This is a genomic window from Arcticibacter sp. MXS-1 (assembly GCF_041902385.1).
In the GTDB taxonomy this organism is placed as follows: Bacteria; Bacteroidota; Bacteroidia; order Sphingobacteriales; family Sphingobacteriaceae; genus Arcticibacter.
In genome coordinates this window covers 2,089,430-2,114,706 of the sequence record NZ_CP169244.1, presented here as the reverse complement: position 1 = coordinate 2,114,706, position 25,277 = coordinate 2,089,430, and the positions used below count along the sequence as shown (strand labels likewise).

Here is a 25,277-nt window from a genome sequence, read left to right as displayed (position 1 = left end):
TTATTTCTTTAGATTGTACACCTCGCTACCCGCAAGAAGGAAGCACCCGAGCCCGTAGTCTTCAAAGTCAGGCACTTTTGTGTAAGACACAGGCTGCCCGTCCTTTGGTTCCTTGCCTGTCCCCTGAACATATCCCAGAAAACCATTTTTGTGTACGGCCTCCTTCGACATGGCGCGCCATGCCTTTACCACCGCAGGCAGATAAATATCCCTTTCAAGCAAGCCCTTATTGATGCCCCAGGCCATTCCGTACGTAAACAGAGCAGTTCCGGAAGTTTCCTTTCCGCCAAAGTTTGACGGATCATGAAGACTGACATTCCAGAAGCCGTCGGAGCGCTGAAGAGGGAGTACAGCCTGTATCATGTCTTTGTAATCCTGAAGATACTCATTGTAATGAGGGTCGGTTTTGGGTAACATTTCGAGAGTACGTACCAGGGCGGCCACCACCCAGCCATTTCCTCTTGCCCAGTAACAATCCTGCCCGTTCGGCTCCTTGTAAGGAGCTACGAAGTCCTTATCCCTCCACCACAGCTTATCCTCCGCATTGTAAAGGCCATTTCCTCCGTGCTTGTATTTTGTAAAGCTGTAGAGGTCGTACATTTTTGAAAAGTAACTGGTGTCCTGATAAATGACGCCGAGCCTTGTAAATACGGGCATCGCCATTTGAAGGGCATCAATCCACCACCAGTCGTCATGCTTCTCGCTCTTTACCATCAGATCAATGCTCTCCTTAATGTCCTTTATGCGCTCAGGCTTCCTGTCCACCAGATACAAATCTATGTAAGTCTGGCCTGCGCAGTGATTGTCAGCATTCCGGGTGCTGATTGTTCCGGCAAGGCCCCAGTTGTGTTTCTCTCCCCACTGTACAGCATAGTAGTAATACTCTTTCTTCCTGTCAATGTTATACAGGGCCATCAGTCCTTCGTAGTACACGGCGCGGGTCCAGATATTACTGGGCCTGGCTTTATTGGTCACAATTTCCTTTCCGGCGTCCGGCCACTTCTCCATAAAGTACTTGTTGGTTAGTCTCATTTGTTTCAGCACCTCCTTCTTTGCCGGCAGCGACTGCGCGACTGCCAACTGAGAACAGATACTAAAACATCCCAGCAGGAAGCTGAATTTCAAAAGGGATAATCGAGTCATAAATGGTGTCTATTAGGTTTATTACTTATTCTATTTCAGGTAAGATTTCAGTGAAATATCTTTTAAGCCGCGCAGTCCTTCAACAACGGCGGCGGCGTTGATCTTTGCGCCATCATAATTAGTATGGGTATGATCGGCAGGAAAAAGGCCCGCTACTTTTGTCTCACCCATCTGCTCATATTTTTCGGCTACCAGCTTGTTCAGGTCTACAAAATAGGCACCGGCGGAGTGCGCAGTTTCTTCAGCCCACTTTGCGTAGCCTTCCCTGCCCTTCTTAAGCTGCCCGTTCTGCCAGTTGTTACGCGGAACAGGAGAGCACACAATCGGCGTTGCGCCTTTAGCTTTCACTTCGGCTATAAATTTCGACAAGTACCATCCATACGTATGAACAACCTCCTGCTGCTTTGTAATAGGATTGTAGATCTCCTTGCTTTCGTCACCCGTCCCTTTGATGGTTCCGCGTGCTCTTGCCGTGTCGTCAAGCGGGCTTCCGTCGTTATGTCCAAACTGCATAATCACAAAATCGCCCGGTTTCAAATCCTTCAATACCGCGTCCCAAAGGCCTTTAGACCGGTACGTCCGCGTACTTGTACCGCCCAGGGCACGATTCTCGATGTGTATTCTGGTACTGTCAAAATAGTCACCGATGATACTTCCCCATCCCCACTGAGCTCCGTCTCCCTTTCCTTTGCCATTCTTGACGGTTGAATCCCCGATGAGAAATAAAACCGGCTTTCGGTCTTGCCTGAAAAGGATAAAAGATGACAATACAAGAGTGAGGATAACAAGAGCGGGCCTGAGGACCACTTTAACCGTACGTTTTAGCCTGAATTTGTTCATTTTAGATTAATTGTAAAATATATAGGTTTACCTTTTATTGATTTCTGAGGCCCCTTTTCTACTCACAGGGAAGTCCTCGCCCATGTAAAAGCTGGTATGCGGGGGCTGGTTATATCCAACGTTCTGCCAGGCTATACTAAGGCGATATTGCGAATCCTGCATTAAACAGGGCAAGCGGTGTTGGGTGGGGATGGTTGTACTATAGATCCTGAGTTCGCTGTTGTCTTCCGTGCGAAAGATCACCTCCTCGCGCCAGTCTCCCAGAATGTCGCCGCTAAGTACAGGGTTCGACTTAGTACCGTTGTTGGCAACGCAGCCCGCGGCGGTCAGGAGCCGGCCGTATTTGTACTTATCTATGTGATTCCCGTCGAGGAGCTCGCGGGTTAAATCGCCATCCCACCAGATGAGAAAGTTTGTTGAGGGGGATTGGGACCAATACGCTCTCCTTTCAGATTCAGAAGCCCATCCGAACCTGAATACCATAGTTCAGCACCGGGATTGTCAGGGTCTATGTTCTCAGCTACTCCTCGTCCTATATCCTGACCAACGGCTCCCCCCATAAGAGTTCTCCGGTCCTTGCGTCAAACAACGCTGCGCCAGGCCCTTTTGGGCGCTCATGAATTCCGAAAACTTCCAGGCCGGGATGCGCCGGGTCAAGATCACCTACGTGCAACGCATCTCCATGCCCCATCCCGGTCGTGTAAAGGCCTTTCCCATTATCGTCGATCGCCATCGATCCATAGATAATTTCATCTTTTCCATCGTGATCAACATCTGCAACTGACAGGTTGTGATAGCCCATTCCGGAATAGGGGTTCGACGCATCCTTACTGTCAAAAACCCAGCGTAGCTGAAGTTTTCCTCCCCTGAAGTCCCAGGCAGCAAGTACAGAGCGGGTATAGTATCCTCTGCACATAACAAGGCTTGGCAGTTTGCCGTCAAGATAAGCAGCGCAGGCCAGGAAGCGATCTGCGCGGTTTCCTTTTTCGTCGTTAGCACCAGGCCTGCCCCAGCTCCCAATAGGATCACGGCTGGGAACATAGGCCACTGTCGAGAGCTCTTCTCCTGTCTCTCCCTTAAAAACAGTAAGATATTCGGGTCCGCTTAATATTCGCCCCACCGCGTTTCGCCAGTCTTTAGTTGAATCCCCTATTACCTTTCCCTTGCCATCTATTGTTCCGTCAGCCGTTTTGCAGGCAAACTCCGCCTTCCCGTCGCCATCAAAGTCCATAGCAATGAACTGCGTGTAATGGGCACCTTCTCTTATGTTCCTTCCCAGGCGAATAGTCCAGAGAAGCGTGCCATCTAACTTATAAGCCTCAAAGACGGGCGGGTCAGTCGGGCCGTCATGTGAATTATCCCTGCCGACGCCGGCGCGGTGAACAATAATCTCGTACTCGCCGTCGCCGTCCAGGTCGGCAACTGAACCGTCGTTCGCAGAGTAGCCTGGGATCTTTTGCAAGGGAATGGAGATATATGGATGGGAAGCAGAACCGGCACGGAGCACGTATGGCTTTCCGGCATCAACCTCCCCTCCTCCTGTGATGCGCTTAATAATATATGTGTTGTCAACATTGCTATCTATCGTGCTATCAACGAAAAACGTACAGGAAGCAAGAGGAACATGATTCAACTTCGCCGGTTTTGGTGCGGCAGCCGAAGCCCTGTACACATTAAATGCACAGTCAGGGCCGTCTTCTTTTAAAAGACGCCAGCTGATACATGCAGCACCATCTTCGCGCTTGACCACAATCACCCCCGTCCAAGCTTTTCTGTTATGCGCTGAGCATCAGCAGTCTGGCCCACCCCGGATAACAGCCATGCAAACACCAGAAAAAAGGTCGTTTGCCTTACCAAACAGGCAGGCAGCCGTAGCCAGTATCCGTCTCCATGTAACGATTTTTTTCAGAAGGAGTCATCTGTTAAGTTTATAATTTGTAATAGGGACCACCTGCGGAGTTAAATCTGCACACGGCTCCATTGCATCCTCTCTAGAAAAACATCGCTTATCCTTCTATTTATCAAAGAAATAAGCAATAATTGGCTAAATGCTTCAGGCTGGCCTTTCCACCAGGTAAAGCAATTGCACGATGTTACAGTCTAATCACTGTATCTGCAACCTGTTGCATCCTGTAGGCAACAACCACTTTCATCCTCGTCTGAGCGTACAACTTAGGAACGCGTTCTCACACCATATTCGCAGCGGAACGGATTATGATCTATTTCACATATGACGACGGTCAATTTTTCGCAATTATGCGCTTGCTACTTTTGCCGCCATATTATCAAAAGCAATATGAGTTCCAAGAACAAATGGCTAATGGCATTAGCCGGAATGACACTTCAGTTATCAATAGGATCAATATACGCCTACAGTGTATGGGTAAAGCCGATCGGACTTTTAAACGGATGGGATGCACACCAGTTAAAGTTTGCTTTTAGTCTTGCTATCTGTTTCCTCGGCCTTACAGCAGCCTTTATGGGTAAGTTCGTTCATAAGGTTGGACCCAAAAAGGCCGGAATTATAGGAGCATGCTTCTTTGGCCTGGGCCTATGTGGTGCAGGTGTTGCGAATGCCGTGGGATCACTTCCCCTATTTTACCTCTCTTACGGGGTTATAAGCGGCATCGGCCTTGGGTTCGGATACATCACGCCGGTATCGGTAGTAGTTCAATGGTTCCCCGACAAACCTGGTTTTGCATCAGGCCTGGTGATCATGTCTTTTGCCGCAGGTTCCATCCTTGCCTCGCAGATCATTTCGCCAATCTCTGCAAGCATCGGGGTTCCCGCAACCTTTTATACGCTGGGAGCTACCTACTTTCTGCTAATGGTAGTTGCGTCACTGTACCTTGCAGTTCCGGAAGCGCCATCAGGCTACGTAGATTATCACGCGGGCGGCGCACACGTCTCCGCAGCTGACCTCCTGAAAGATGTAAGGTTTTACGGACTTTGGCTCATGCTATTCCTGAACACTACCTGCGGAATTGCGCTGATCGCCGTAGCAGCTCCAATGGCAAGAGACGTTGTGCATATTACAGAAGTCGCTTCTATCGTCTTTGTCGGAATCATCGGCCTGTTTAACGGACTGGGCCGCCTGATCTGGTCAAGCGTATCCGACAAGATCGGCAGATGGAGTACCTTCATGTGCTTTTATATTATCGGAACACTTTGCTTCCTGCTCTTAACACAAACCACCAACGCCTTTATATTCCAAGCCGCTGTATGTGTCATCATCAGCTGTTACGGCGGTGCGTTTGCTACCATCCCCGCGTTCATCAAAGACATCTATGGATCTGAAAAAAATGGGATCGGTACTCGGATATGTACTCATTGCCTGGTCGGCGGCTGCCTTTGTAGGCCCCTGGATGATCACGCTGAGTGACGATTACTCGAAAATATTCTACGTGTTCGCGATTATACTCGCACTGACTGCGCTGATGGCATTCTCTTTGAAGAAGAAATTAGTAAAAGAAAGCTAGTTCTTTGAAAAGGTACAAACTTTTATAAAAAAGGCAGTAACAGCAAATCCACGCCCTTCAGGGCTACTGAAATAGAGAGGCCACAAAAGGCATTCAACGGCTCATTCAAAAACTGGATGAAAAGCAGGTAGAATGTTTCTTGTGGCCTTTTAAAAAAACAGAACCCCCGCGCTGCATATCCGTATAAGGAGCAGCTCCGTCCGCAGTTCCCGTACCAAGAACAGAAAAACTGCGAGAACGAGAAGAATGTAAAAAGTTCAAAAAAAACAAAAGATCAATTAAAACACTTCAACGAACAAAGTTTTTTGTTAAAAATGTCTAAATCACACCAATTAATGATGACGGTCACATTTAGACGTTTAAACATTCTCTAACTTTGTCTTATCAAAAGAATTAATATAAAATTCAGTTAACATGAAAACAGATGTCACAGCAGTTCCATTCGAGTCAGGAGAATGGAATACAACAATCAATGTGTATGACTTTGTTGTAAAAAACATCAAGCCTTATACCGGAGATTCTTCCTTTTTAGCAGGCCCTTCAGCAAAGACCACCAAGGTGTGGGAAACAGTTAAAGAAGAGCTTTTAAAAGAAAGAGCAAACAATGGGTGCCTAGCGGTAGACACTGAAACAATATCTACAATGACAGCCTTTAAACCAGGCTATATAAAGAAAGAAGATGAAGTAATTGTAGGTCTTCAAACCGATCAGTTACTGAAAAGGTCAATGAAGCCTTTCGGTGGTATTAAACTGGTTGAATCTGCCTTAAAGGAACGTGGTTTAGAAGTATCAGAAAGAGTTAAAGATATCTTTAACTACGCAAAGAACCACAACGAAGGCGTGTTTAGTGCTTATGATCCTGAAATCAGAGCATTCCGTTCAAAACACGTATTAACAGGACTTCCTGATAACTATGCACGTGGCCGTATAATCGGTGACTTCCGTCGTTTGGCTCTTTACGGAGTTGATCAGTTAATTCAGTTCAAAAAGGCAGACCTCGCTAAGGTTGGCGGCGAAATGACCGAACATAAAGTGCGTTTACGTGAAGAGATCAACGTACAGATCGGCGCCCTTAAAGATATGGTTAAGATGGCTGCTGACTACGGTTTTGACATCTCACGTCCTGCTGCTAACGCTCTTGAAGCTGTTCAGTGGGTATACTTTGCATATCTTGCTGCTGTTAAGGAACAAGATGGCGCTGCAATGTCTTTAGGTAATGTTTCTTCATTCCTTGATATTTACATCGAAAGAGATATTGAAGCCGGAATCATTACAGAAGAAGAAGCACAGGAAATGATCGACCAGTTCGTAATGAAATTACGTTTGGTACGTCACCTGCGTCCAGGTTCATATGATGAGATCTTCGGTGGAGACCCTACCTGGGTAACTGAGTCTATCGGTGGTATCCTTCATGATGGCCGTACCAAGGTAACCAAAACTTCATTCCGTTTCCTTCAGACCCTTTATAACTTAGGAGCATCACCAGAACCAAACCTGACTGTACTTTGGTCTGAGCAGCTTCCGGAAGGATTCAAGAAGTTCTGTGCTCAGGTATCTATTGATACTTCATCAATCCAGTACGAAAATGATGACCTGATGCGTCCTAACCGCGGTTCTGACGACTACGGTATTGCATGCTGCGTATCTTACCAGAAGATCGGAAAGGCAATTCAACACTTCGGAGCACGTGCCAACCTTCCTAAAGCATTATTAATTGCATTGAACGGCGGTCGTGAAGAACATGACGGTGTTGAAGTGATCAAAAACATTCCTCAGCTTCCTGAAGGTCCTCTTGACTACGATATGGTCTTTGATCTGTTCAAACGTACAATGAGCGAATTAGCCAGAGTATACGCAAAGGCTATGTTTATCATCCACTACATGCATGATAAATACTATTACGAAAGAGCTCAGATGGCACTGATCGATTCAGATCCGCATATTGACATCGCATATGGTGCTGCAGGTATCTCTATTATTGCCGACTCTCTGTCTGCAATCAAATACGCCAAGGTAACTCCTGTTCGTAACGAAAAAGGACTGACTGTTGACTTCCAGATTGAAGGAGACTTCCCTAAATACGGTAATGATGATGACCGTGCAGACAGCATTGCACAGGAAGTAACTCATTACTTCATCAATGAGCTGCGTAAGCACAAGACTTACAAGGATGCAACTCCTACTCTTTCTCTTCTCACCATTACTTCAAACGTAATGTACGGAAGCAACACAGGATCTACACCTGACGGACGTAAAGGAGGCGAATCTTTCGCTCCCGGAGCAAACCCGATGCACGGACGTGACTGCAGCGGTGCTATCGCATCTCTGAACTCTGTTGCTAAGCTTAGCTACAATGATGCACAGGACGGTATTTCCAATACGTTCTCTATGATCCCTAAATCACTGGGAGACACCAGAGAAGAACAAGTAAACAACCTTGTTAATACAATGGATGGCTACTTCAAACGTATGGCTCACCACCTGAACGTAAACGTTCTTAACAGAGAAACTTTGATGGATGCTTATAACCATCCTGAAAATTATCCTCAGTTAACAATCCGTGTATCAGGCTATGCTGTGAACTTCGTTCGTCTGTCGCGCGCTCACCAGCTTGAAGTGATCGCACGTACATTCCACGATCACATGTAATATCAAGCCACTTATTTCATTTTCATAAATTCGAAAGCCAGGCACCTAAAACGGCCTGGCTTTTGTTTATCTACCTTTTTTAATATCTTACAGACATGTATTTTCCACTTCAGGACATAGAAGCAGCAAAAATCAACGTTGACGATCCAGACCACCTACGTATACATTCCATCGAAACCTTCGGTACACATGACGGGCCGGGTATCAGGCTGGTCATCTTCGTACAAGGCTGTCAGTTCCGGTGTCTCTATTGCCAGAATCCCGACACCCTGGATGTAAGAGGAGGCACACTCGTCGAGATCAACGAGCTGGTTAACCGCGCCGTGAGGCAGAAGACATACTTTGGAAAAGATGGAGGCGTGACGGTTTCAGGAGGAGAGCCGCTGCTTCAAAGAAGTAAGCTGCTTACCCTTTTCAAGAGACTGCACGAGGAAGGAATTAACACCTGTCTCGACTCGAACGGCCGCTTAAATAACGCACAGGTGCATGAACTGCTTGAACATACCGACCTTTTGCTACTTGACGTTAAGCATATCAACGACGATATTCATCATAAACTGACTGGCCTGACCAACAAAAATACGCTGGAGTTAGCTGCGTACCGCGAGTCAACCGGAAAGAGGATGTGGCTTCGCTACGTGCTGGTCCCCGGATGGACCGATCAGGAAGAATACCTGGAAGAATGGGCGCAGCGTTTTACAGACTATAAAACGGTAGACCGGGTAGAAATCATTCCGTTTCACCAGCTGGGCCTTCACAAATGGGCTCTGATGAATATGGAGTATCCTCTAAAAGAAACCCCAACTCCTTCTGAAGAAATCAAACAGAAAGCGCTGGGGATCTTTAACAAGTACTTTGAGAACGTAATCCTTAAGTGAGTTGCGGGCAGGAAGTTTTAAGTTGTAAGTTTTAAGTAGTAAGTCTTAAGTAATAAGCAACGTTTTAATACCTAATTAAGCCGGTAAGTAGCAAGCTGTAAGTATTGCCTATTTCGTACGGGCGACTTGACCGGAATCTAAGTCAATAATATGCGAGGCCAGGAGCGCCTTTACTGTTCTATACGACAACTTAAAACTCGCTACTAAAAACTTACTACTTACAACTTAAAACGTACCACTTACAACTCACCTAGTACCCCGCGTTTTGAGTATACACTCCGCGCTTGGCTTCGAGCTCTGACAGAGGGATCGGATAGATCAGGTAGTTTACATTAAAGTCCTTGATCATCTTCTGCGTATCTTCCTTCGCGATCCAGGCTTTCATGATGGTTTCCGCCATTCCGCTTCTGACCAGGTCATGCCAGCGTTTTCCTTCTCCACCGAATTCTTTACGGCGTTCTTCCATCAGTTGAGCAAGGGTAACCCCAGAGAGAGGAGAAAGCCCTGCCCGGTTCCGAACCTTGTTGACGATCCTGTCAACCTCAGCCTGATCCTGATTCAAATGCAGAAGACATTCTGCCTTGAGTAGCATGACGTCTGTATAACTCATTACGATGTAATTAATTGGCCAGTCAAGGCGGTTAGAGGGAGCCTTCGTGATGTCAATGTATTTTTTCCAGAAGGGCCGTGTATCCTGGGTGCCAAGATAAACGTAACCGCGTTGAATGCTGAAGGCTGCTCTCGCATCGCCTGTCCCATAAGAGTCAACTAAGTCCTTTGATATTGGGCGTACTTCCAGAGTTCCCTGGGAAATGGCGCCCTGAGATTTAAACCAATTGTCAGGTGCAAGCATTACTCCGAACCAGCCTCCGGTCACAGTACTGGAACCGGTGTTGTACTCTACGTCGAAAATCACCTCCTTATTATTTTCATTGGTATATGAATAGATGGAAGGGTAGCTGTCAAGAAAGCCGTAGCTGGCATTACCGATAACGTCGTTTAACAAAGGAAGCGCCTTGTCCCATTCATTGCTGTTGAGGCCAGGTCCTTCTATCCCATAAGTGGCTCCCGACTTGGTCATGTACACGAGAGCCAGAATCGCCTTTGCTGCAGCTTTATTTGCACGGCCTACTTGTGGAGCTTTATCAGGCAGGTTTGAAATGGCATATTCAAGATCACTTGTAATGAACTTATACACATCAGCTACAGGACTCCTGTCGATTTTAGCCGCTTCCAGAGCAGACACGGGCTTGTCTACAATTGGAACCTTCCCGAACCAGCGTACGAGGTCAAAGTAATAGAACGCACGCAAAAACTTTGCTTCGGCTTCCAGACTTTTCTGAAGCGTTTCGTTTTTCAGGACAGTAGCGCCTTTTTTGTCTAACTGAGCAAGGAAATCGTTCGCCCTGCTTATCCCAGCATAGTTGCCGGTCCACGCCTCGTCAATATAGGGGTTAGCATTAATCGACTTCTGGAAATTATTGATAGGATCCCAGTCACGGACGCCCTCGCTCGAGGCCGCCCAAAGGTTGTCGGATCTGGTTTCTGAAAGATTCAGGAGTCTTTCAGGATAAGTACGCAGGGAGGAATAGATGGAATAGATCCCCTGATTAAAATCTGAAGGAGCGGTGTAAAACTTCTCCAGAGCGGGGTCTGAAAGAGGCATTTGATTTAACTCCTTTTCACATGACGCGAACGCGAGGGCCAGAAAGAATAAGCCACTTAATATCTTACATTTCATAATCTTTTCTTCTATTGCTTAAAATGAGAAATTGACGCCAAACACCAGTGATTTAGGTAAGGGTAGGCCACCGTAATCGCCGGCTTCCGGATAAGCGTCGTCCTTCGCCAGATTCGTGTCGGTTGCCTCAGGATTAAATCCGCCGTCATATTTATCATGACCAAAGAAATTCTCAGCAGTAACGTATATCCTCGCTGCCGAAATTCGCTTGCCGCGAATGATTGATCCCAGGTTGTAACCGAGGGTAATATTCCTCACCCTTAGATAATCGGAAGAGTACAGCCAGTCGGTATTTTTTATAAAGCCAAAGTTGCTGCCCGCCTTTCCTGTCATTCCGTCTCCAGGCTGCTCAGGCGATCTCCAACGGTCACGATTTCTACCAAGAACGTTCTCTTTATATCCCATGGAAGTCCGGTTTATGGCGCGCCCGAGCAGTGAATAAATAGATCCACCCCATTGGCCCTGTACCAAAACCCCTAAGTCAAACCCCTTGTAGCGGAATGAATTGGTAATGCCCCAGGTATAACTTGGATTTGGCTTACCCACGTAGACACGATCGTTAGCATCAATCACTTTATCTCCGTTCGCATCTAAGTACTTAGGATCTCCCACCTGCTGATTTCCAAACATGGCAGCTCCGGCGTCAATATCGGCCTGACTCAATATGCCAACCTGTCTGATTACGTACAAACTGTAAAGAGGGTCTCCAACCTTTAGCATACTGTGAGAGATATCAACAGATGAAGGAACGAACATTTCGGACTGGCCTGGAACGAATTCAATCAACTTATTACTGTTATGACTGATGTTGGCCGAAGTAGTCCACTGAAAATTATGCGTCAGGTTCCGGCTTGTCAGTTCAAGCTCCCAGCCTCTATTTCTTACTTTACCAGCGTTACCCCGGGCCGATGCAAATCCTGTCAATCTCGATACCGGCACATTGAGCAGAAGCGCCGTATTCTCCTTGTTGTAAACGTCGAAAGAGCCGGTTATGCGGTTTGCAAATACACCGAAATCAAGCCCTATATCTATTGTCCTGGACTTTTCCCAGGTGATGTCAGGGTTAAACAGCTTATTAGCGGCCTGCCCTGTTACCATCGCCCCTCCGATTGAATAGACATATCGACCAAGAGTAGCAACACCTTCATAATCGCCGATATTATAGTTACCCGACTTACCCCAGCTCGCCCTGAGTTTGAAATCACTAACGACCTTGGCAAATCCCGTATTTTTCACAAAATCTTCTTCCATCACCCTCCAGCCCAGCGAAGCGGATGGGAACGTACCCCACTTGGTATTCAATCCGAAGCGGGAAGAGCCGTCTCTTCTTAAACTTCCAGATATAAGGTATTTATTATTGTAGGCATATTGCACACGACCAAAAAAAGAAGCCAGTACATTTTTAGTATCGTTGGTATTAGCACTGATGTTGGCGGCATAGTTAAGTGTCTGGACCAGTGCATTGGCATAGCCGTCTTTTGAAGACATATTTGCATTTGTGATTCTGTCGGCGTTTTAAGAGAATCCGGCAACAGCAGACACATCGTGTACCCGGGCAAACTGCCTTACGAACGAAACTGTATTTTCATTCACAAAGGTTTGCTTTCTGTACGTATTGTAAGCTCCTGAGGTTAGCCCTACGCCCTTAGACTGTCTGTTGGTTAAATCACCAGCAATGGTATAAGGGGCATACCTGTTAAACGTATAATCGGTATTATCGAGGTTGAGAGTACTTCGCAGGCTAAGGCCCCGGAGGATTTCATATTCCCCGTAGACCGTGGACAGGGTACGGAAGACCTTCGACTGGGCGGTGGTCTGCTCCACTTTAGCAAGAGGACTTGTTGTAGACACTCCCCAGATGTAGGACGGATAATCGCCGGAGTTGCCATAAAGCCCTGCTGAAGCCTCCTGTACGGGCGACATGGCCACAAGCTGATGCAGAATATTGTCTTTGCCTTCGATGCCTGGATCGTTCGCAAGAGAATATGTGGGGGATATGTTCAGACCAAACTTCAGCTTGCTGCTAGCCGTAATATCTACATTAGCACGAGCTGAATACGACTTATAATCCATTCCCTTTACCATACCTTCCTGGTTGGTATAATTTCCCGATATGTAATACTTCACAGACTCAGTACCTCCGCTAGCAGATAGCTGGTAGTTCTGTGTAAGACCTTTGCGGAAAAGCTCGTCCTGCCAGTCGACCAGCTGCAGCCCGGGGTATCCGGCCTGATCCCAGCGGTCGTCATACATCAGCTCTGGATTTACGTTTCCCGCGGCAAGGCCGAGGAGCCGGCGTCTTTCCTCATTTGTCTGACTTGCTGTGCGGCCAGCGGCAGAAGCGACCCACTTGTTGTTGATGATTTCCTTCGCTCTGTCCATCCATTCTTCCGGACTTAACATATCGAGCTTCTTGCTCCGTTCATTGTATCCCGCAAAAGAGTTGAAATTAATGACAGGCTTCCCAGTCGTGCCTTTCTTCGTTGTAATGATCACTACTCCATTTGCAGCCCTCGATCCGTAGATTGCTGCTGAAGAGGCGTCTTTAAGCACCTGAATCGACTCAATGTCATTAGGATTGATATTGTCCAGCGGGTTTCCTGTAGAGTAGTTACCCGATCCGTTCGGCTTGGCAGTAGCAAGGGGGAATCCGTCTATTACGTAAAGAGGTTCGTTTCCTGCTCCGATCGATCCGGCGCCACGCACCTGCACGCTCATCGCTTTTCCCGGTACACCGTTGGTCTGCTTAACGGTAACACCGGCAATCTGACCAACCATGGCCTGGTCCACACGACCGACCGGTCTTTCATTTAGCTTTTCAGCATTAAACGTGGCTACGGCCCCGGTAACGTTGCTTCTCTTCTGAGTGCCGTAGCCAATTACTACTACCTCATCCAAACTGCGACTATCTTCTTTGAGCTTTACATTCAGTACCAGACTGCTGCCAACTGTTACTTCCTGTTTCGTGAAGCCCAGAAAAGAAAAAACCAGGACCTGGCCCTTTGAAGCTTTCACGGTGTACAATCCGTTCACGTCGGTCGCAGTCCCGGTAGTCTTACCTTTCAGCGTAACTGACACTCCGGGAAGCGGCTCATTGTCCGTCGCGGAAGTCACTGTCCCCTTAATCGTTTGAAGCGTTTGGGCTCCTAACCTGGAGACCGCCAAACACAAGAGAAGCAAAACAGTGCTCTTGATTGTGAGTAAAAAAATCGCTTAATCATACAGCTATTATTAGTTTATAGAAAGGCTTTTTGGTGATTGCCCGTGGTTATTGCTGCGAACATCCAAAGATTTCTTTCTAGCGGCAACCTGTGGTGTCCTGCTTTTAAAGCCTCTGGAACCACTTTTTTTAGACCAAGCAGCCCAAACAGCAACGAATGCAAGCGACAATAAAATTTTCAGGCGGTTTCTTTGCAAGCTTGAAAAAAAGGAGCATAAAAAAACCGCCTTGCTGCCGGAGGCAGAAGGCGGTTTAACTGATACGTTGTTTCTTTATGTGTAACGACTGCTACTCAACAGGAGCGCGCTGCGGAGTAGTAGTCGGTCCCTCAACAACGAGCCGGCCGTCTTTCAGGATCTTCATCCTGTCAACAAACACTACGCGCTCGTCACCGGTAGAAGCTGTTCTTCCATGGTACACACAAAACATCTGCTTGCCGTCGGGCGAATACGTGATGCTGTTATGTCCCGTTCCGGTCACCTCTCCTCCTTTGGCCGTATTTTTTTGAAGAACAGGATTATTTGCTGCTTTGGTATAGGGACCAAGAGGGTGCCTGGCGGTTGCATATCCAACGGCATAATTCTGGCCGGCGAAGTGGTTCGCCGAATACATCATGTAATAGGTATTTCCTTTCTTAAAGGTAAACGATCCTTCCGTCCAGCGTCTGTTTACTTCTTTGGAAGTAACGGAACGGCTTTCCCATTCAGCCTGTTTGTCTTTCATACTTACCGGAGGGCGGAGTATAAGAACAGGTTTACCTATCACGCCGCTGAAATCGGGCTTCAGCTCCACACCGTATACCCAGCTCTCTTCAATCTCTTTGTACCAGCCTTTTTGTCTCGCCCACCTGGCTACTTCACTTTCAACGGGATGCTTGTAACAACAGCGCGAGTAGTACAGATACATCTTCCCCCTTTATCAAAATAGACATTGGCGTCGATAATCGGGTACCCCGGATCAAATACGGGCCTGTCTGACAGGTCCTTGAATGGCCCTGTCGGCTTATCTGAAACAGCGACCCCTATCCTGAAGTTCTCTTCCTCCTTTGTGGGATTGTGACGCCACTGAGCGCTAAAAAACATATAGTACTTTCCCTTTACATGATAGACTTCAGGAGCCCAAAAGGCATCAATACCCCAGGATCCTGAGCGGTTGCCATAATATACCTGGCCTTCATTTTTCCAGTTCACCAGGTCTTTTGAAGAGTAAGCAAGGAAGCCGTCCTTCGCGCCGCCTCCTGTTCCGTACATATAATACATTACGCCGGCCTGCAGCACGTAGGGGTCTCCCAGTTCTACAGGCAGGGGATTCTTGTAGGTTTTTCCCGGAGGAACCGAAGATCCGGTCTGCGAATAAACTGCCGCTGGCGAAAGAGCGGCAAGAACGAATAAAAACAGTGCGGGTATTAGCGTTTTCATTTAATTTCTTTAAGATGTGTGTTTGTAATCAAAAGCAGCAGCTTTCATGTTAGTTTCACCGAGTATATGAATTTTTCTTGAAAGTGCATTTGTTTTTTTTAAGGACAAGAAGAACATTCATTCAAGTTTCATCCCCGTTTGAGAACGCAGCTCACGAATGTTTTTTCTAAACTATTCTGTTTTTAATCCACGAAAGCCGGCCTCATCCTTCCTGCTGCTTTTCGTTTCACTCACATCTCCTTTTAACATCCCACAAACCAGCCTTTTAAAAGTTTCAGGCTGAAGCTCTTTCATCTCCGGGCATCTATCTATAATACCTGCACGAAAGCGCCGCCATTGAAACTCTCATTGCTCCAATTTTTAAGGCATCTTTTTAAAACCTTCCGACCGTACTTTCCATTTCCCGTTCTTAGGGAACCCGGGATTAGCGCCCGTACTGCCATCCCAGCCCCCGGCCATCATCGCTACGGCTGTTAATACCCCTCCGTTCCCCGGGAGATAGATCCGAAGCCTTCCGTCCTGATAGTTATGCCCGTTCTTCAGATACGTATTCGTCTGAACCTTCATAAATAAAGCATCAAGCGCACGCGAAGGATTACCAAGCCGGGCAGCCGTCATAGCCGTCATGGGAAAGTCCCAACCCCAGGTATGGTCCCACACCCAGGTCTTCCACACCGTATCAAAGGTGCGCTGCATAGTCGCCTTATCAAGCTTAGACGATGCCGGTACCATTCCCAGAGCGCCCAGCACTGCCGGGTGGTCAGTACGCCAGCGCTCCGTAGTATAGGAGTCAGGCGCGCTTTCAGTCGCCAGATAAACCCCGTTCAGCTGTGGCAAAGGAGCAAGCTTATTCAGAACCTTGTCCCATTCCTGATTCCGCTCCATTCCCAGCCGTTCTCTCCATTTCTGCGCCACACGCAGGGCCCAGTCCCAGTAGGCCACTTCGTAGGTCGGGTTAAAGGTCTGTTCTGCCTTAAATACTTCCTGAGCGGGGATCAGGCCCTTGCCAAGATTATAGCGATCCTTTTCCTTGTCGTAGGTCGGGAAAGAAGCCATAAAATCGGCAGTCGCAAATACCAGGTCTTTGTATTTCTCAAGCACAGCGCGGTCCTCTTTATTCCTGTAAGCCAGCTCGGCCATATAGATAAAATGGGGCTGCTGCCAGATCAGGAATGCACCTACGGAAGAGGGGCTCTCGTTGCCTTCATGATCTGTCATTTTCTGCCATCGAACTCCTTTAAAACCCTGCCGTTCTGCTATTAACTTGGCTTTATCTGCCACTTTCGCGTAGTACGACAGGCTCTTCTCCATCAGATCCACCCTGTTCCAGAGCGCAAAATGAACTGCATGCCACCAGTGCATCTCCAGATGTGGTTTGCCGAACCAGCTGTTGTACGTGAGTCCGGTCTCCTGCGGCGGGAAGGATCCTGCACATTGCACCTTCGTGAGGTATTGCGACAAGACCACCCGCCTTTCCAGCTCCCTGGCACGGGGATCGGTACTGCCCGCAAAATCAATGGCAGCACCACTCATCCAAAACGAGTTCCATGCTTCACGACTACTGTTGAGAGCAGCACGATAGTCCGCTTGTCCCTGTACCGAAGGCTCCTCTGCGGAAAAAAGGCAGCTGAATTCGAACACGTCCTTCTTGTTATCCGGAGTGATCTGATAGTAGTGAGGCACTGCTCCCGAGCCAATAGAAGCACCGGACCATTTAAACGACGTGAAGTAGGTGATACCCTCAAGCTGGTGCTGAACCACGCTTCCTTCCGACGAAGAAGAAAGGATGGACGACCGGTGCTTCTCAGGATTTTTCCAGTTCTCCCCGGCATCCAGAAATTCAGCTGTTGGATAAGGATAACGCAGCCGGATCTTTAATCGTCCTTCGCTGATCAGCTTTGATTTCACCTGTACGGCCACCATATCCTGGTCCTGATGCGCGATTGTAGTCACGTCTACCGGAATCCCCTCAATGGTAAAATGACTGCTAAGTACCCCCGTCCACAGGTTCAGCTCCTGGCGAATGTTCTTAATGTCCGCAGTGGTTACCGCCCTGCCATCCTTTCTGAGCATATCGAAACCGAGGTTACCAAGCTGAAGCCGGTGTACGCTCTTCCTGAACCACTCCGAGGCGTTGCGTTTTCGCAGCGGCTCGGACCACGGCACGCAATAACTTATTTTACGACCGTTTAAGTCATAGTCTTTCAGCGTCTCCTCGATCTTGTACCCAACGGTGTCCTTAAAGCTGTCCCATCCCCATTCCGACTGGGTACCCAGACTAACGCCTCTGCTGTACCTTTCCGGGAACGTCTGGAGTCCCGTCACATCCGCTGTAAAAGCGAACTTCCCGTTCCCCAGGGTAAGAGATTCCAAAGAATCAATCTTTGTATTCACGAGATTATGCCTGCTTACTACCGCTTTTCGGTTAACAGGTTGGGCCTGCGCAAATGCTCCTCCAAGGAGAACGAGAACACAAACGGCAGCGGTTCTGATTTTTTTCATACTATCGGTCAATTGGCTTCGTCTGTCCGTACTTATACATGATCGGACCAGACAGTCATATCTTATTATTTTTTTAGTTAATCTACTCCCTTTTCGTTACAAACTTCCCCCTATCAGCCCATCCCCGACTACTTCCTTCCTACTACTTACAACTTATTACTTACCACTCATCACCTAAAACTCACCACTTCCCACCTATAACTCCCCATTTATCACTCAAAACTTCCCACTCACTACCTACTACCTACCACTTACTGCTTACTACTTCCCACTTACTACCCACATCTTACAACTCACTACTTACCACTTACAACTTCTTGCCTCCCACTTACTACCTACAACTTACCACCCATTACTTCCTGCCTCCCTCTTACTACCCACAACTCACTACTTATTACTTATTACTTACAACTTCCTGCTCCCACTTACCACCTACAACTCGCCACTTACTACTTATTACTTACTACTTTCCACTTACAACTCCCTACTTACAACCCACAACTCACCACCTACAACTTAAAACTTACTACTTCCAACTCACAACTATCGCTGCAGTGTAACACTCATCAATCCGATCACTACGTCATTGGCAAGCGTTTTAAGCTTCATCTCCTTCAGTTCCTTAGCCGGATTAAGAGGAAGGTCAAGAACAGTTGCAGCACCACCCTCAATAGCCCTGGTTGTAAATCCCTTTATCGTGGTATAATTAACATTGTTCCGTCCCACAGTGCCTGATCTCAGATAGACACGGTAAGGCATAGGAGCAGTTGTCTTAAATGCAAAGCCGTCTACATAATAATCCTGTTCAATTGGCCACCAGCTATCCGGATTGCGAAGGGCAAGCCTGTCTGATGTGTTGTCGGTGTAGTACACCACGATCTCCCCGTTGTCAAGCTGACTCTGCATTGGGTTGGTCGAACCGGCAAGCATAAAGTACGCATGAGAAGCACGACCGCTGAGCGGGATACGTGCCGAATCAGGATAATTTTCCCATTTTGAAGTAAAGAGGACATTGTTAACCATCGCTTTTCCCGGCGTGCCAAGGGGAATACCCGTTGGAAGCTGCACCTGATTATTTCCAAACGCCATTCTCCTCAGTCCCGAGTCGTCTATCGGCGCTTCAGTGAGCGGGTAACACCAGTTCCCGATTCCCTGCCATGGCAGCTGCAGCGTAGGAGAAGCAGGACGCGGGGAAAGGTATTTGTTTCTGAAGATCGAAGTAACCTTATCGTTGTAAAAAGACTGAAGGTCAAGCTTCTGAAAATAGGCCCCATTTGTTCTGGCATTCCAGTTTATAATTTCAGCTTCCTGACTTTCACCGTGCCGGTATTCCACCTTAATTTTATTAGTACCACATACCGTATAGGCGGGTGGAACAATGAAATCGCGGCTCTCTCCCTTATTTATTTCAAAGCTTTGCCTGAAGTCCTTCACTCCGGCGTTAACCGACACGAACCCTCTCTTCGTAATGCCTTCGTTGTTAGTGACCGTGAACCGCAGATCCTGACCGGTCTGCTCAGCGAAGGAGATCTCCACTTCCGGCTTTATATCAAGGGGAACAGGAACCCACCAGGAAAAGTCGCGCTGCTTCACTTTCACAAAGATCGTTGCCTCATCTTTTCCCGTCAACCTGTCGACGTTCAAACTGCTGCCGTCAACAATCCTGACGCCCGACAATACCTTCTGGGGATCGGCATACCGTTCTATTCCTGCCAGCGAGAAAGCCACATTAAAGGGACTACCCGATACCGGTTGCCTCACTTTCGGCTTATCGGGGAGGATGCCCTCCCATTCAATCTCGACCTCGTAGTGTTTGGCGTAGGCCGCTGTAATCTCCAGGACGGGCCTGCCCAATTCCTCGTCCGAACTCCTCCAGGCCGATGGTTGACCGTTCAGTCGGACCGAACGTACAGCCACAGATCTTGCCGGAAGCAAAAGACGCACCGGCATCTGCTTTTTAAAGGCTGGCGCTATTCTGTAGAGGTCTTTACTGCCCTCTCTTTTATAGGTAAAAGAAACATCCGGGATCTTGAGGGAAGCGTGATCCCAGCTCCCGGGCAAACCCGGACGAATGGTAAGCGTATCACTTATCGCGTCGGGCCGGATACCAAACAAACCTTCAACGAGCGACCGCGCTGCTACCCCGATCGGGTCGCCGAAGTCGCGATAAAGCTCCCCCGCTGCGCATCGTAGAAAGACAGCTGCTCAAAGCCGCCGGGACTGGAGCTTAGGTACATGCTTTCTACCAGACTGCTCTTCCAGAGCCGGAAAGCGTCTTCGGTCCGCCCTGCCTGCCAGTAAGCAAGAGAAGTGTGTAAAACCTCAGCCAATGCCACGTTATTGACAGACCATGTATAAGGCTGCCAGGTGGTGGTAGGAAGAGTATACAAGTCATCTTCTTCCAGTCCCTTCGCCTTCACGGGGATGCGGGGAATCTTTGTATCCACATACCGCGTAGCCTGATAAGCCTGAAACGCGTCGGGCACTTTCGAATCGATGGCATGATAGATAGTCCATAAGCCCGCAGACGGATGGACCAGCTTCTCGCCCAGAAGATCTTTATACTCGGCATACCAGCCGCGATCTGCCAGCCACAGCTTCGAATTGATCGCTTTTAGTATCTTATCGGCTTCCTGACGGTAAGGCAACGGATTTTCACCCACCATAGGGGCAATTTTAGAGGCAAGCAGGTTTGCCCGGTAATTGTATGCAGAAGAGTGGGTCACCCCGCCACCGCTGTACTGCAGGGCGTCGCTTGCCCATATCGCGCAGTAGGCATCATAGAGCCCGTCTCCATCCATGTCAAAATTCCTCTTTTCCCAGTCGAGATGACGCTTTAGCACCGGCCACATTTCTTTCATATAGCTTACATCGCCCGTCCATTGAAAGTGATTCAGCAGCTGGTCGATATACACCAGGTTCATATCGTAATGGTGAGGCTTGGTATTGTCATTTGGATTCCGCGAAATATAGCCGCTGCTGAATACCGAGGTGCCCATCTTTTCAAGCTGCCTTGCCAGGTGCAGGGCCGTATCCGGAACTACAGGTCCCCTTTCCGGTGCAGTAACCTGCGAGCGGGCGTAGCTGCTAAAATGAGTACGGGCTCTGTCATGCCAGCCCAGAGGGTCAGCAACATAGGGGCCTCTCCAGGCAGGAAGTCTCATCCTCCAGGCTACTGCGCCATGAAGGAACGAGGGATCCTCCCATATGGCATCAGCAGCGATAGCAAGAGCTCCGCCGAGCGTGTTGATATAGGGATCCGGCGTGTCAATTACTACCCTTTGGGTTAAAGCCACTCTGGCACGTTCGGACCGGTCGAACAAGCCTTTAAGCTTGGAATAACCGGGAGCGGCCTTTCCCTGAGAGGTGCGCACAAGCATATAATAGCTTTTACCCGGGTGCACCGCCATTCGCCCGCATACAAGAGGCATCGCTCCCGGCACCGAAGAATGAAGGACCAATGGCGCGGTTTGCTTTTCTGCATTTGAGAGCTTCAGCTTCATCCCTGAAGGAAAAACACCAGCCAGTTCGCCTGCAACCTTTGCCGTTCCAAAGTTCAGCTTAAAGCGGTTCTTTTTAAGTGTATATATGTTGCCCGAGCAATAAAACGGACTAAGGTCAAAAGAGGACTCAGGATCAGCACCGATGTCGCCATCACGACTAAACTTCCTGCCGGTTGCGCCGCCGTAAGCAGCAAACAATTCTACTGCAGGAGCTGCCCCCGAAAATGACGCCCTGATCACCAGCCCCTCACCTTCAGTCAGTGCGAGAACTGACAAATGCATGATCGCGTTGCCCAGGAGAGGATCTTTTATATCGTACAGCATCGAGCCCGGCTTATACCGCGCGGTGATTTGAGCAGCATCTGTGATCCACTTACTTGCATTCCCCTTTATGATGCCCAGCTTCAGGTTCCCTCCCATGCCCGGGAGATAGAGGGCAAATTCCGGAAGATCTCCCGCCTCGACACGGAAACCGGTATTGCTGCCATAAAGAGCCCTGTTAAATCTTTTCTTTCCTGATACCAGAACAAATTCTTCGCCCTGCGGCCGGTAGTGCATGTCCCGCTCCAGACCGTGCCAGAGAGTGACGGGCCTTTGCTGCCCGAAAACTGAACTGATACTAATTAAAAAGACCGCTATTCCAATAAAGCTTTTTCGCATCATCTAATCAATTTACTTTGCTGACCTTTGGTTCCTATACCTCCGCACTGGTCAGCCTCCTGACAAATGGTTTCACCCTGACGGTCAGCACCAATTCCCAAACAGCTATCTCAGTGTATCAGGCAAAACTACTTTTTCCCCGTTGATTACCACGTTCTCCATCCGGAGCCCTTTTACATAATCCACTTTATAAGGGACTTTCACACCGTTTATGGTGCAGTTTATCATTCTCAAATTGCTGACAGGCGACACTTTGTATGCGTTTACGAGCAGTCCGTAAGCCCCGCCGCGTTCAACCACCATATCTTCCACCCATACATTCCTGATGGCCGGCATAAAATCACCAGGCTTCTCATAAAACATGTTGCATTTAACGGCAGCCTCACGGTACGTTCCAACCTTCACGCCCTTCATATACACGTTTTCTATAACGCCACCCCGGCTTGAGCTCGTCTTAATACGCAGCACCCGGTCGAGGTCAGGACTATCCATGATACAGTTCAGCGCATAAATATTTTTAGCGCCTCCAGATATTTCACTTCCGATCACGACCCCGCCGTGTCCGTCTTTCATCGTACAGCCCTCAATAATGTGGTTCTCCGCAGGCCTGCCAATGCGCCTTCCATCTTCATCACGACCTGATTTAATGGCGATGCAGTCGTCTCCCGTATCAAAGTAGCAGTCCTTGATCAGTACGTTCTTGCACGACTCAGGATCACAGCCGTCGTTATTAGGTCCATGAGAAATAATTTTAACATTCTCAACGATCACATTCTCACAAAGCACGGGATTCAGGTTCCACATGGGCGAGTTGATCATTTTCACCCCGGAAATCAGCACGTTCTTACAATTGTAAGGCTGCACAAAATTAGGACGAAGGAAATGCCCGTTGCCAAATACCCGCAGTCGAGGATCCTTCTTCTGATGATTCAACTCATGCAACAGATCCCGCGCAGGATTTTGCCGGCCCAGTCCTTCCCGCCATCCGAATTTTTTCGCTCCGCACCAGTACCACCAGTGCTCGTTATCAGCGTTTCCATCGAGCGTTCCATTTCCCGTAATGGCAATATTCTTTTGTCCGTAAGCATAAATGAAGGGCGAATAGTTCATCAGCTCCATTCCTTCCCAGCGGGTAAAGACCATCGGAAGGTAATCGGAAGAATCGCGACTAAAAAGGATCGTAGCTTTATCCGAGAGATGAAGATTTACATTGCTTTTCAAATGGATAGCCCCTGTAAGGAATACTCCGTCGGGTACTACCACACGTCCACCACCGCTCTTATTACAAGCCTCAATAGCCTTCCTGAACGCCTCTGTATTCTTCGTTTTCCCGTCAGCTATCGCACCATAACTGCTTATTACAAAGTCGCGAGAAGGAAATACGGGCGCTTTGATCTTTTGCCGGAGCCGCAGGATTTCTGCTGCGGGCTGGTCAGAGGAGCTCCATACCGTAGCCTTGCGCGCCGCACAACCAGCCAGGATAAAAACCGCCGCCAGAAAGCCTATCAGAAAGCCTATCCAGCTTCTCTTCGCTAAACCTGATTGAGAGTTCGCTTTCATCTAAATGTGTTTATTTTTCAATTTTAAATATAAAAGCTGAAGATGTCATATACTTTCCTCCCTGAGCCGCCGTAAATAAATAAGCAGGGCGGTTCTCATCAAAAAGCAGTTGAGGCCGTTCCAGCCGTCCATAGCGTTTTAGATGGCGCGGGGCCGGTGGTTCCTGCACGTAGTTATCCAGACTCCTGTAGGCCACCTCTGGCTCACCCCACTTCTTTCCGTCCCGAGATTCAAGGTATAAACCTGCCTCGTGGTTAAAAACGCCCATATCTCTTGCCAGCAGTTTAAAACGGCGTCCCTCCAGCCAGATGAATGCATCCTCAAATTGCTTATTTCCTCCGCGGGATGAAAAGTCGATCACAGGGTTGCCTTCATAACGGACATAGGGTCCCTCAAGCTTTTTAGCTATAGCGAGGCCATATTTCCTGTTACCCCGGATCGGCTGCCCCTTCGCCTGCTCGTACTCTTCCGTATTCCATGACTTATAATACAGCCAGTATTCACCATTAGGATGCTTGATGAACGAGGGATTGGTGGTGCAATGATCCTCCCAGGCGCCGGCAGGGCCCGCTTCGAGCAAGGGCAAATCAGGGCGCTTCCAGGGCCCGTACAAGGAGTCTGAAGTAGCCAGGCCAATTCGTTTCGTATCGGTCTTACCATTTGAATTTCCCATGTAAAACAGGCAATACTTCCCGTCCACCAGCTTGATATGCGGATTGTGACAGGTGGTGGCATCCCAGTATCCAGCTCCACGTGGTGCTAGTATGGTCCCTACAAGCTCAAAAGGCGCCTCAGGGCTACTGGCAACCGCGTGGGCAATTTCGGAACTGTTGATCCATCCTCCCATGCCCTTCTTGTCTGACCAGCGGGAGAAAAAGACGTGTATCTTTCCGTCAGGGCCTTTTATGGGACTATTACACCACACGTAGTAGCCCTCCATTTCCAGAGCTCTGCCCACAGGCCGGAGCTTCCCGGAGAACTCAGAAACGGGAAAATCGTCAGCAGGCCATACCAGTCCTTCGCCTGGAATAGCGGACAAAAGAGAAAAATAAGAAAGCTGGCGCACAAAGTCCCTTCGTTTCATTCGTTATAATTGCGGTTAAACAGGCAGCCGCCGCGATCTTAAAAAGGAATTTTCGGACCTGCAACCTGCAGCGTCCTGTAGCAATTACAATTTACATTAACCCACTCACACTCAACACCTCGAACATCGTAAATTTACAGTTACAGACACCCTCTCTCCTGTGTCGCTGTTCATGCGAGAACGGATGCAAGTTTCACTGGCCGCTTCCGGACGCCCTCTCCATACTGTCTCACTATTGTTTGGTCCGTCGGCAAGTGCTCAAGCCGGCCTTGCCCACTATCTCCGCTGACACGATGGCAGACACAGGCGAGAATGCCACGCCCTTTCCAGGGGACAGAACCGACTCAGGACCGAGTCAGAACCGAGTCAGCACCGAGTCACGACCGAGCCGAACCGGTACTGACTCGGTGTCATATCGCTTATGATACTCTTCTATCTACCTCGTGGATCCCGCATGGGGCGGGGATGTCCCGCACTTGTCCCACGCCATTCCCGGCTAAATCAGAACGGTTCCTCCGTTCTGATTAGCAGGACCAGGAGTCAGAGCTTTTCAGCGACGTGACTTTCAGTGTAATCAGATTACAAATAGTGATTTTGGAC

At 48.4% G+C, this 25,277-nt stretch carries 13 protein-coding genes and 2 pseudogenes; 3 read left to right on the top strand and 12 right to left on the bottom strand.

Going from position 1 to position 25,277, the window contains the following annotated elements; genetic code table 11:
- From ACES2C_RS09120 to ACES2C_RS09110, 3 genes and pseudogenes are all read right to left on the bottom strand, one after another.
- Positions 1–1,143 carry a glycoside hydrolase family 88 protein gene (locus ACES2C_RS09120; RefSeq protein ID WP_374166636.1) on the bottom strand — a complete coding sequence of 381 codons (1,143 nt, stop codon included), beginning with the start codon at positions 1,141–1,143 and terminating at the stop codon, positions 1–3.
- Between the two features lie 30 nt (positions 1,144–1,173).
- Positions 1,174–1,983 (bottom strand): rhamnogalacturonan acetylesterase, encoded by an 810-nt coding sequence (locus ACES2C_RS09115; protein ID WP_374166635.1) that lies wholly within the window; start codon positions 1,981–1,983, stop codon positions 1,174–1,176.
- Positions 1,984–2,010: 27 nt separating this feature from the next.
- Positions 2,011–3,733: pseudogene (locus ACES2C_RS09110) on the bottom strand (rhamnogalacturonan lyase).
- Positions 3,734–4,279: 546 nt separating this feature from the next.
- Here ACES2C_RS09110 and ACES2C_RS09105 point away from each other — a divergent pair.
- From ACES2C_RS09105 to pflA, 3 genes are all read left to right on the top strand, one after another.
- Complete coding sequence (locus ACES2C_RS09105) at positions 4,280–5,365, top strand: OFA family MFS transporter (RefSeq protein ID WP_374166634.1); 1,086 nt, start codon at positions 4,280–4,282, stop codon at positions 5,363–5,365.
- A gap of 511 nt (positions 5,366–5,876) precedes the next feature.
- A complete protein-coding gene (gene pflB, locus ACES2C_RS09100; RefSeq protein ID WP_374166633.1) occupies positions 5,877–8,111 on the top strand; it encodes a formate C-acetyltransferase in 2,235 nt (744 codons plus the stop codon).
- A gap of 95 nt (positions 8,112–8,206) precedes the next feature.
- Positions 8,207–8,989: a pyruvate formate-lyase-activating protein gene (gene pflA / locus ACES2C_RS09095; protein ID WP_374166632.1), complete on the top strand. Its 783-nt coding sequence runs from the start codon at positions 8,207–8,209 to the stop codon at positions 8,987–8,989.
- 250 nt (positions 8,990–9,239) lie between these two features.
- On the opposite strand, the gene ACES2C_RS09090 is transcribed toward pflA, so the two are convergent.
- The 9 genes and pseudogenes from ACES2C_RS09090 to ACES2C_RS09050 form a co-directional block, all read right to left on the bottom strand.
- Positions 9,240–10,730 carry a RagB/SusD family nutrient uptake outer membrane protein gene (locus ACES2C_RS09090; RefSeq protein ID WP_374166631.1) on the bottom strand — a complete coding sequence of 497 codons (1,491 nt, stop codon included), beginning with the start codon at positions 10,728–10,730 and terminating at the stop codon, positions 9,240–9,242.
- Between the two features lie 18 nt (positions 10,731–10,748).
- A pseudogene (locus tag ACES2C_RS09085) lies at positions 10,749–13,895 on the bottom strand (SusC/RagA family TonB-linked outer membrane protein).
- A 343-nt stretch (positions 13,896–14,238) separates the two neighbouring features.
- Positions 14,239–14,856, bottom strand: coding sequence for a family 43 glycosylhydrolase (locus ACES2C_RS09080; protein WP_374166630.1), 618 nt, complete (start codon positions 14,854–14,856; stop codon positions 14,239–14,241).
- Entirely contained in the window at positions 14,802–15,368 is a 567-nt protein-coding gene (locus ACES2C_RS09075) for a family 43 glycosylhydrolase (protein ID WP_374166629.1), read from the bottom strand. Before ACES2C_RS09075 ends, ACES2C_RS09080 begins: the two co-directional genes overlap by 55 nt.
- A 360-nt stretch (positions 15,369–15,728) precedes the next feature.
- Entirely contained in the window at positions 15,729–17,870 is a 2,142-nt protein-coding gene (locus ACES2C_RS09070; RefSeq protein WP_374166628.1) for a hypothetical protein, read from the bottom strand.
- A gap of 543 nt (positions 17,871–18,413) precedes the next feature.
- On the bottom strand, positions 18,414–19,985 hold the full coding sequence (locus ACES2C_RS09065; protein WP_374166627.1) for a hypothetical protein: 1,572 nt from the start codon (positions 19,983–19,985) through the stop codon (positions 18,414–18,416).
- Positions 19,986–20,008: 23 nt separating this feature from the next.
- A complete protein-coding gene (locus tag ACES2C_RS09060; RefSeq protein WP_374166626.1) occupies positions 20,009–22,036 on the bottom strand; it encodes a DUF4450 domain-containing protein in 2,028 nt (675 codons plus the stop codon).
- Positions 22,037–22,138: 102 nt separating this feature from the next.
- A complete protein-coding gene (locus ACES2C_RS09055) occupies positions 22,139–23,593 on the bottom strand; it encodes a glycoside hydrolase family 28 protein (protein WP_374166625.1) in 1,455 nt (484 codons plus the stop codon).
- Between the two features lie 10 nt (positions 23,594–23,603).
- Positions 23,604–24,677, bottom strand: a complete 1,074-nt coding sequence (locus tag ACES2C_RS09050; protein ID WP_374166624.1) for a glycoside hydrolase family protein — start codon at positions 24,675–24,677, stop codon at positions 23,604–23,606.
- Positions 24,678–25,277 lie beyond the last annotated feature (600 nt).

What these genes read in the sequence shown, in the direction of transcription:
- pflA (WP_374166632.1), top strand. Translation starts at nt 8,207, where the DNA reads ATGTATTTTCCACTTCAGGACATAGAAGCAGCAAAAATCAACGTTGAC.
- ACES2C_RS09075 (WP_374166629.1), bottom strand. Translation starts at nt 15,368, where the DNA reads ATGAAAACGCTAATACCCGCACTGTTTTTATTCGTTCTTGCCGCTCTT.
- ACES2C_RS09090 (WP_374166631.1), bottom strand. Translation starts at nt 10,730, where the DNA reads ATGAAATGTAAGATATTAAGTGGCTTATTCTTTCTGGCCCTCGCGTTC.
- ACES2C_RS09115 (WP_374166635.1), bottom strand. Translation starts at nt 1,983, where the DNA reads ATGAACAAATTCAGGCTAAAACGTACGGTTAAAGTGGTCCTCAGGCCC.
- pflB (WP_374166633.1), top strand. Translation starts at nt 5,877, where the DNA reads ATGAAAACAGATGTCACAGCAGTTCCATTCGAGTCAGGAGAATGGAAT.
- ACES2C_RS09080 (WP_374166630.1), bottom strand. Translation starts at nt 14,856, where the DNA reads ATGTATCTGTACTACTCGCGCTGTTGTTACAAGCATCCCGTTGAAAGT.
- ACES2C_RS09055 (WP_374166625.1), bottom strand. Translation starts at nt 23,593, where the DNA reads ATGAAAGCGAACTCTCAATCAGGTTTAGCGAAGAGAAGCTGGATAGGC.
- ACES2C_RS09050 (WP_374166624.1), bottom strand. Translation starts at nt 24,677, where the DNA reads ATGAAACGAAGGGACTTTGTGCGCCAGCTTTCTTATTTTTCTCTTTTG.
- ACES2C_RS09105 (WP_374166634.1), top strand. Translation starts at nt 4,280, where the DNA reads ATGAGTTCCAAGAACAAATGGCTAATGGCATTAGCCGGAATGACACTT.
- ACES2C_RS09070 (WP_374166628.1), bottom strand. Translation starts at nt 17,870, where the DNA reads ATGAAAAAAATCAGAACCGCTGCCGTTTGTGTTCTCGTTCTCCTTGGA.
- ACES2C_RS09060 (WP_374166626.1), bottom strand. Translation starts at nt 22,036, where the DNA reads ATGATGCGAAAAAGCTTTATTGGAATAGCGGTCTTTTTAATTAGTATC.
- ACES2C_RS09120 (WP_374166636.1), bottom strand. Translation starts at nt 1,143, where the DNA reads ATGACTCGATTATCCCTTTTGAAATTCAGCTTCCTGCTGGGATGTTTT.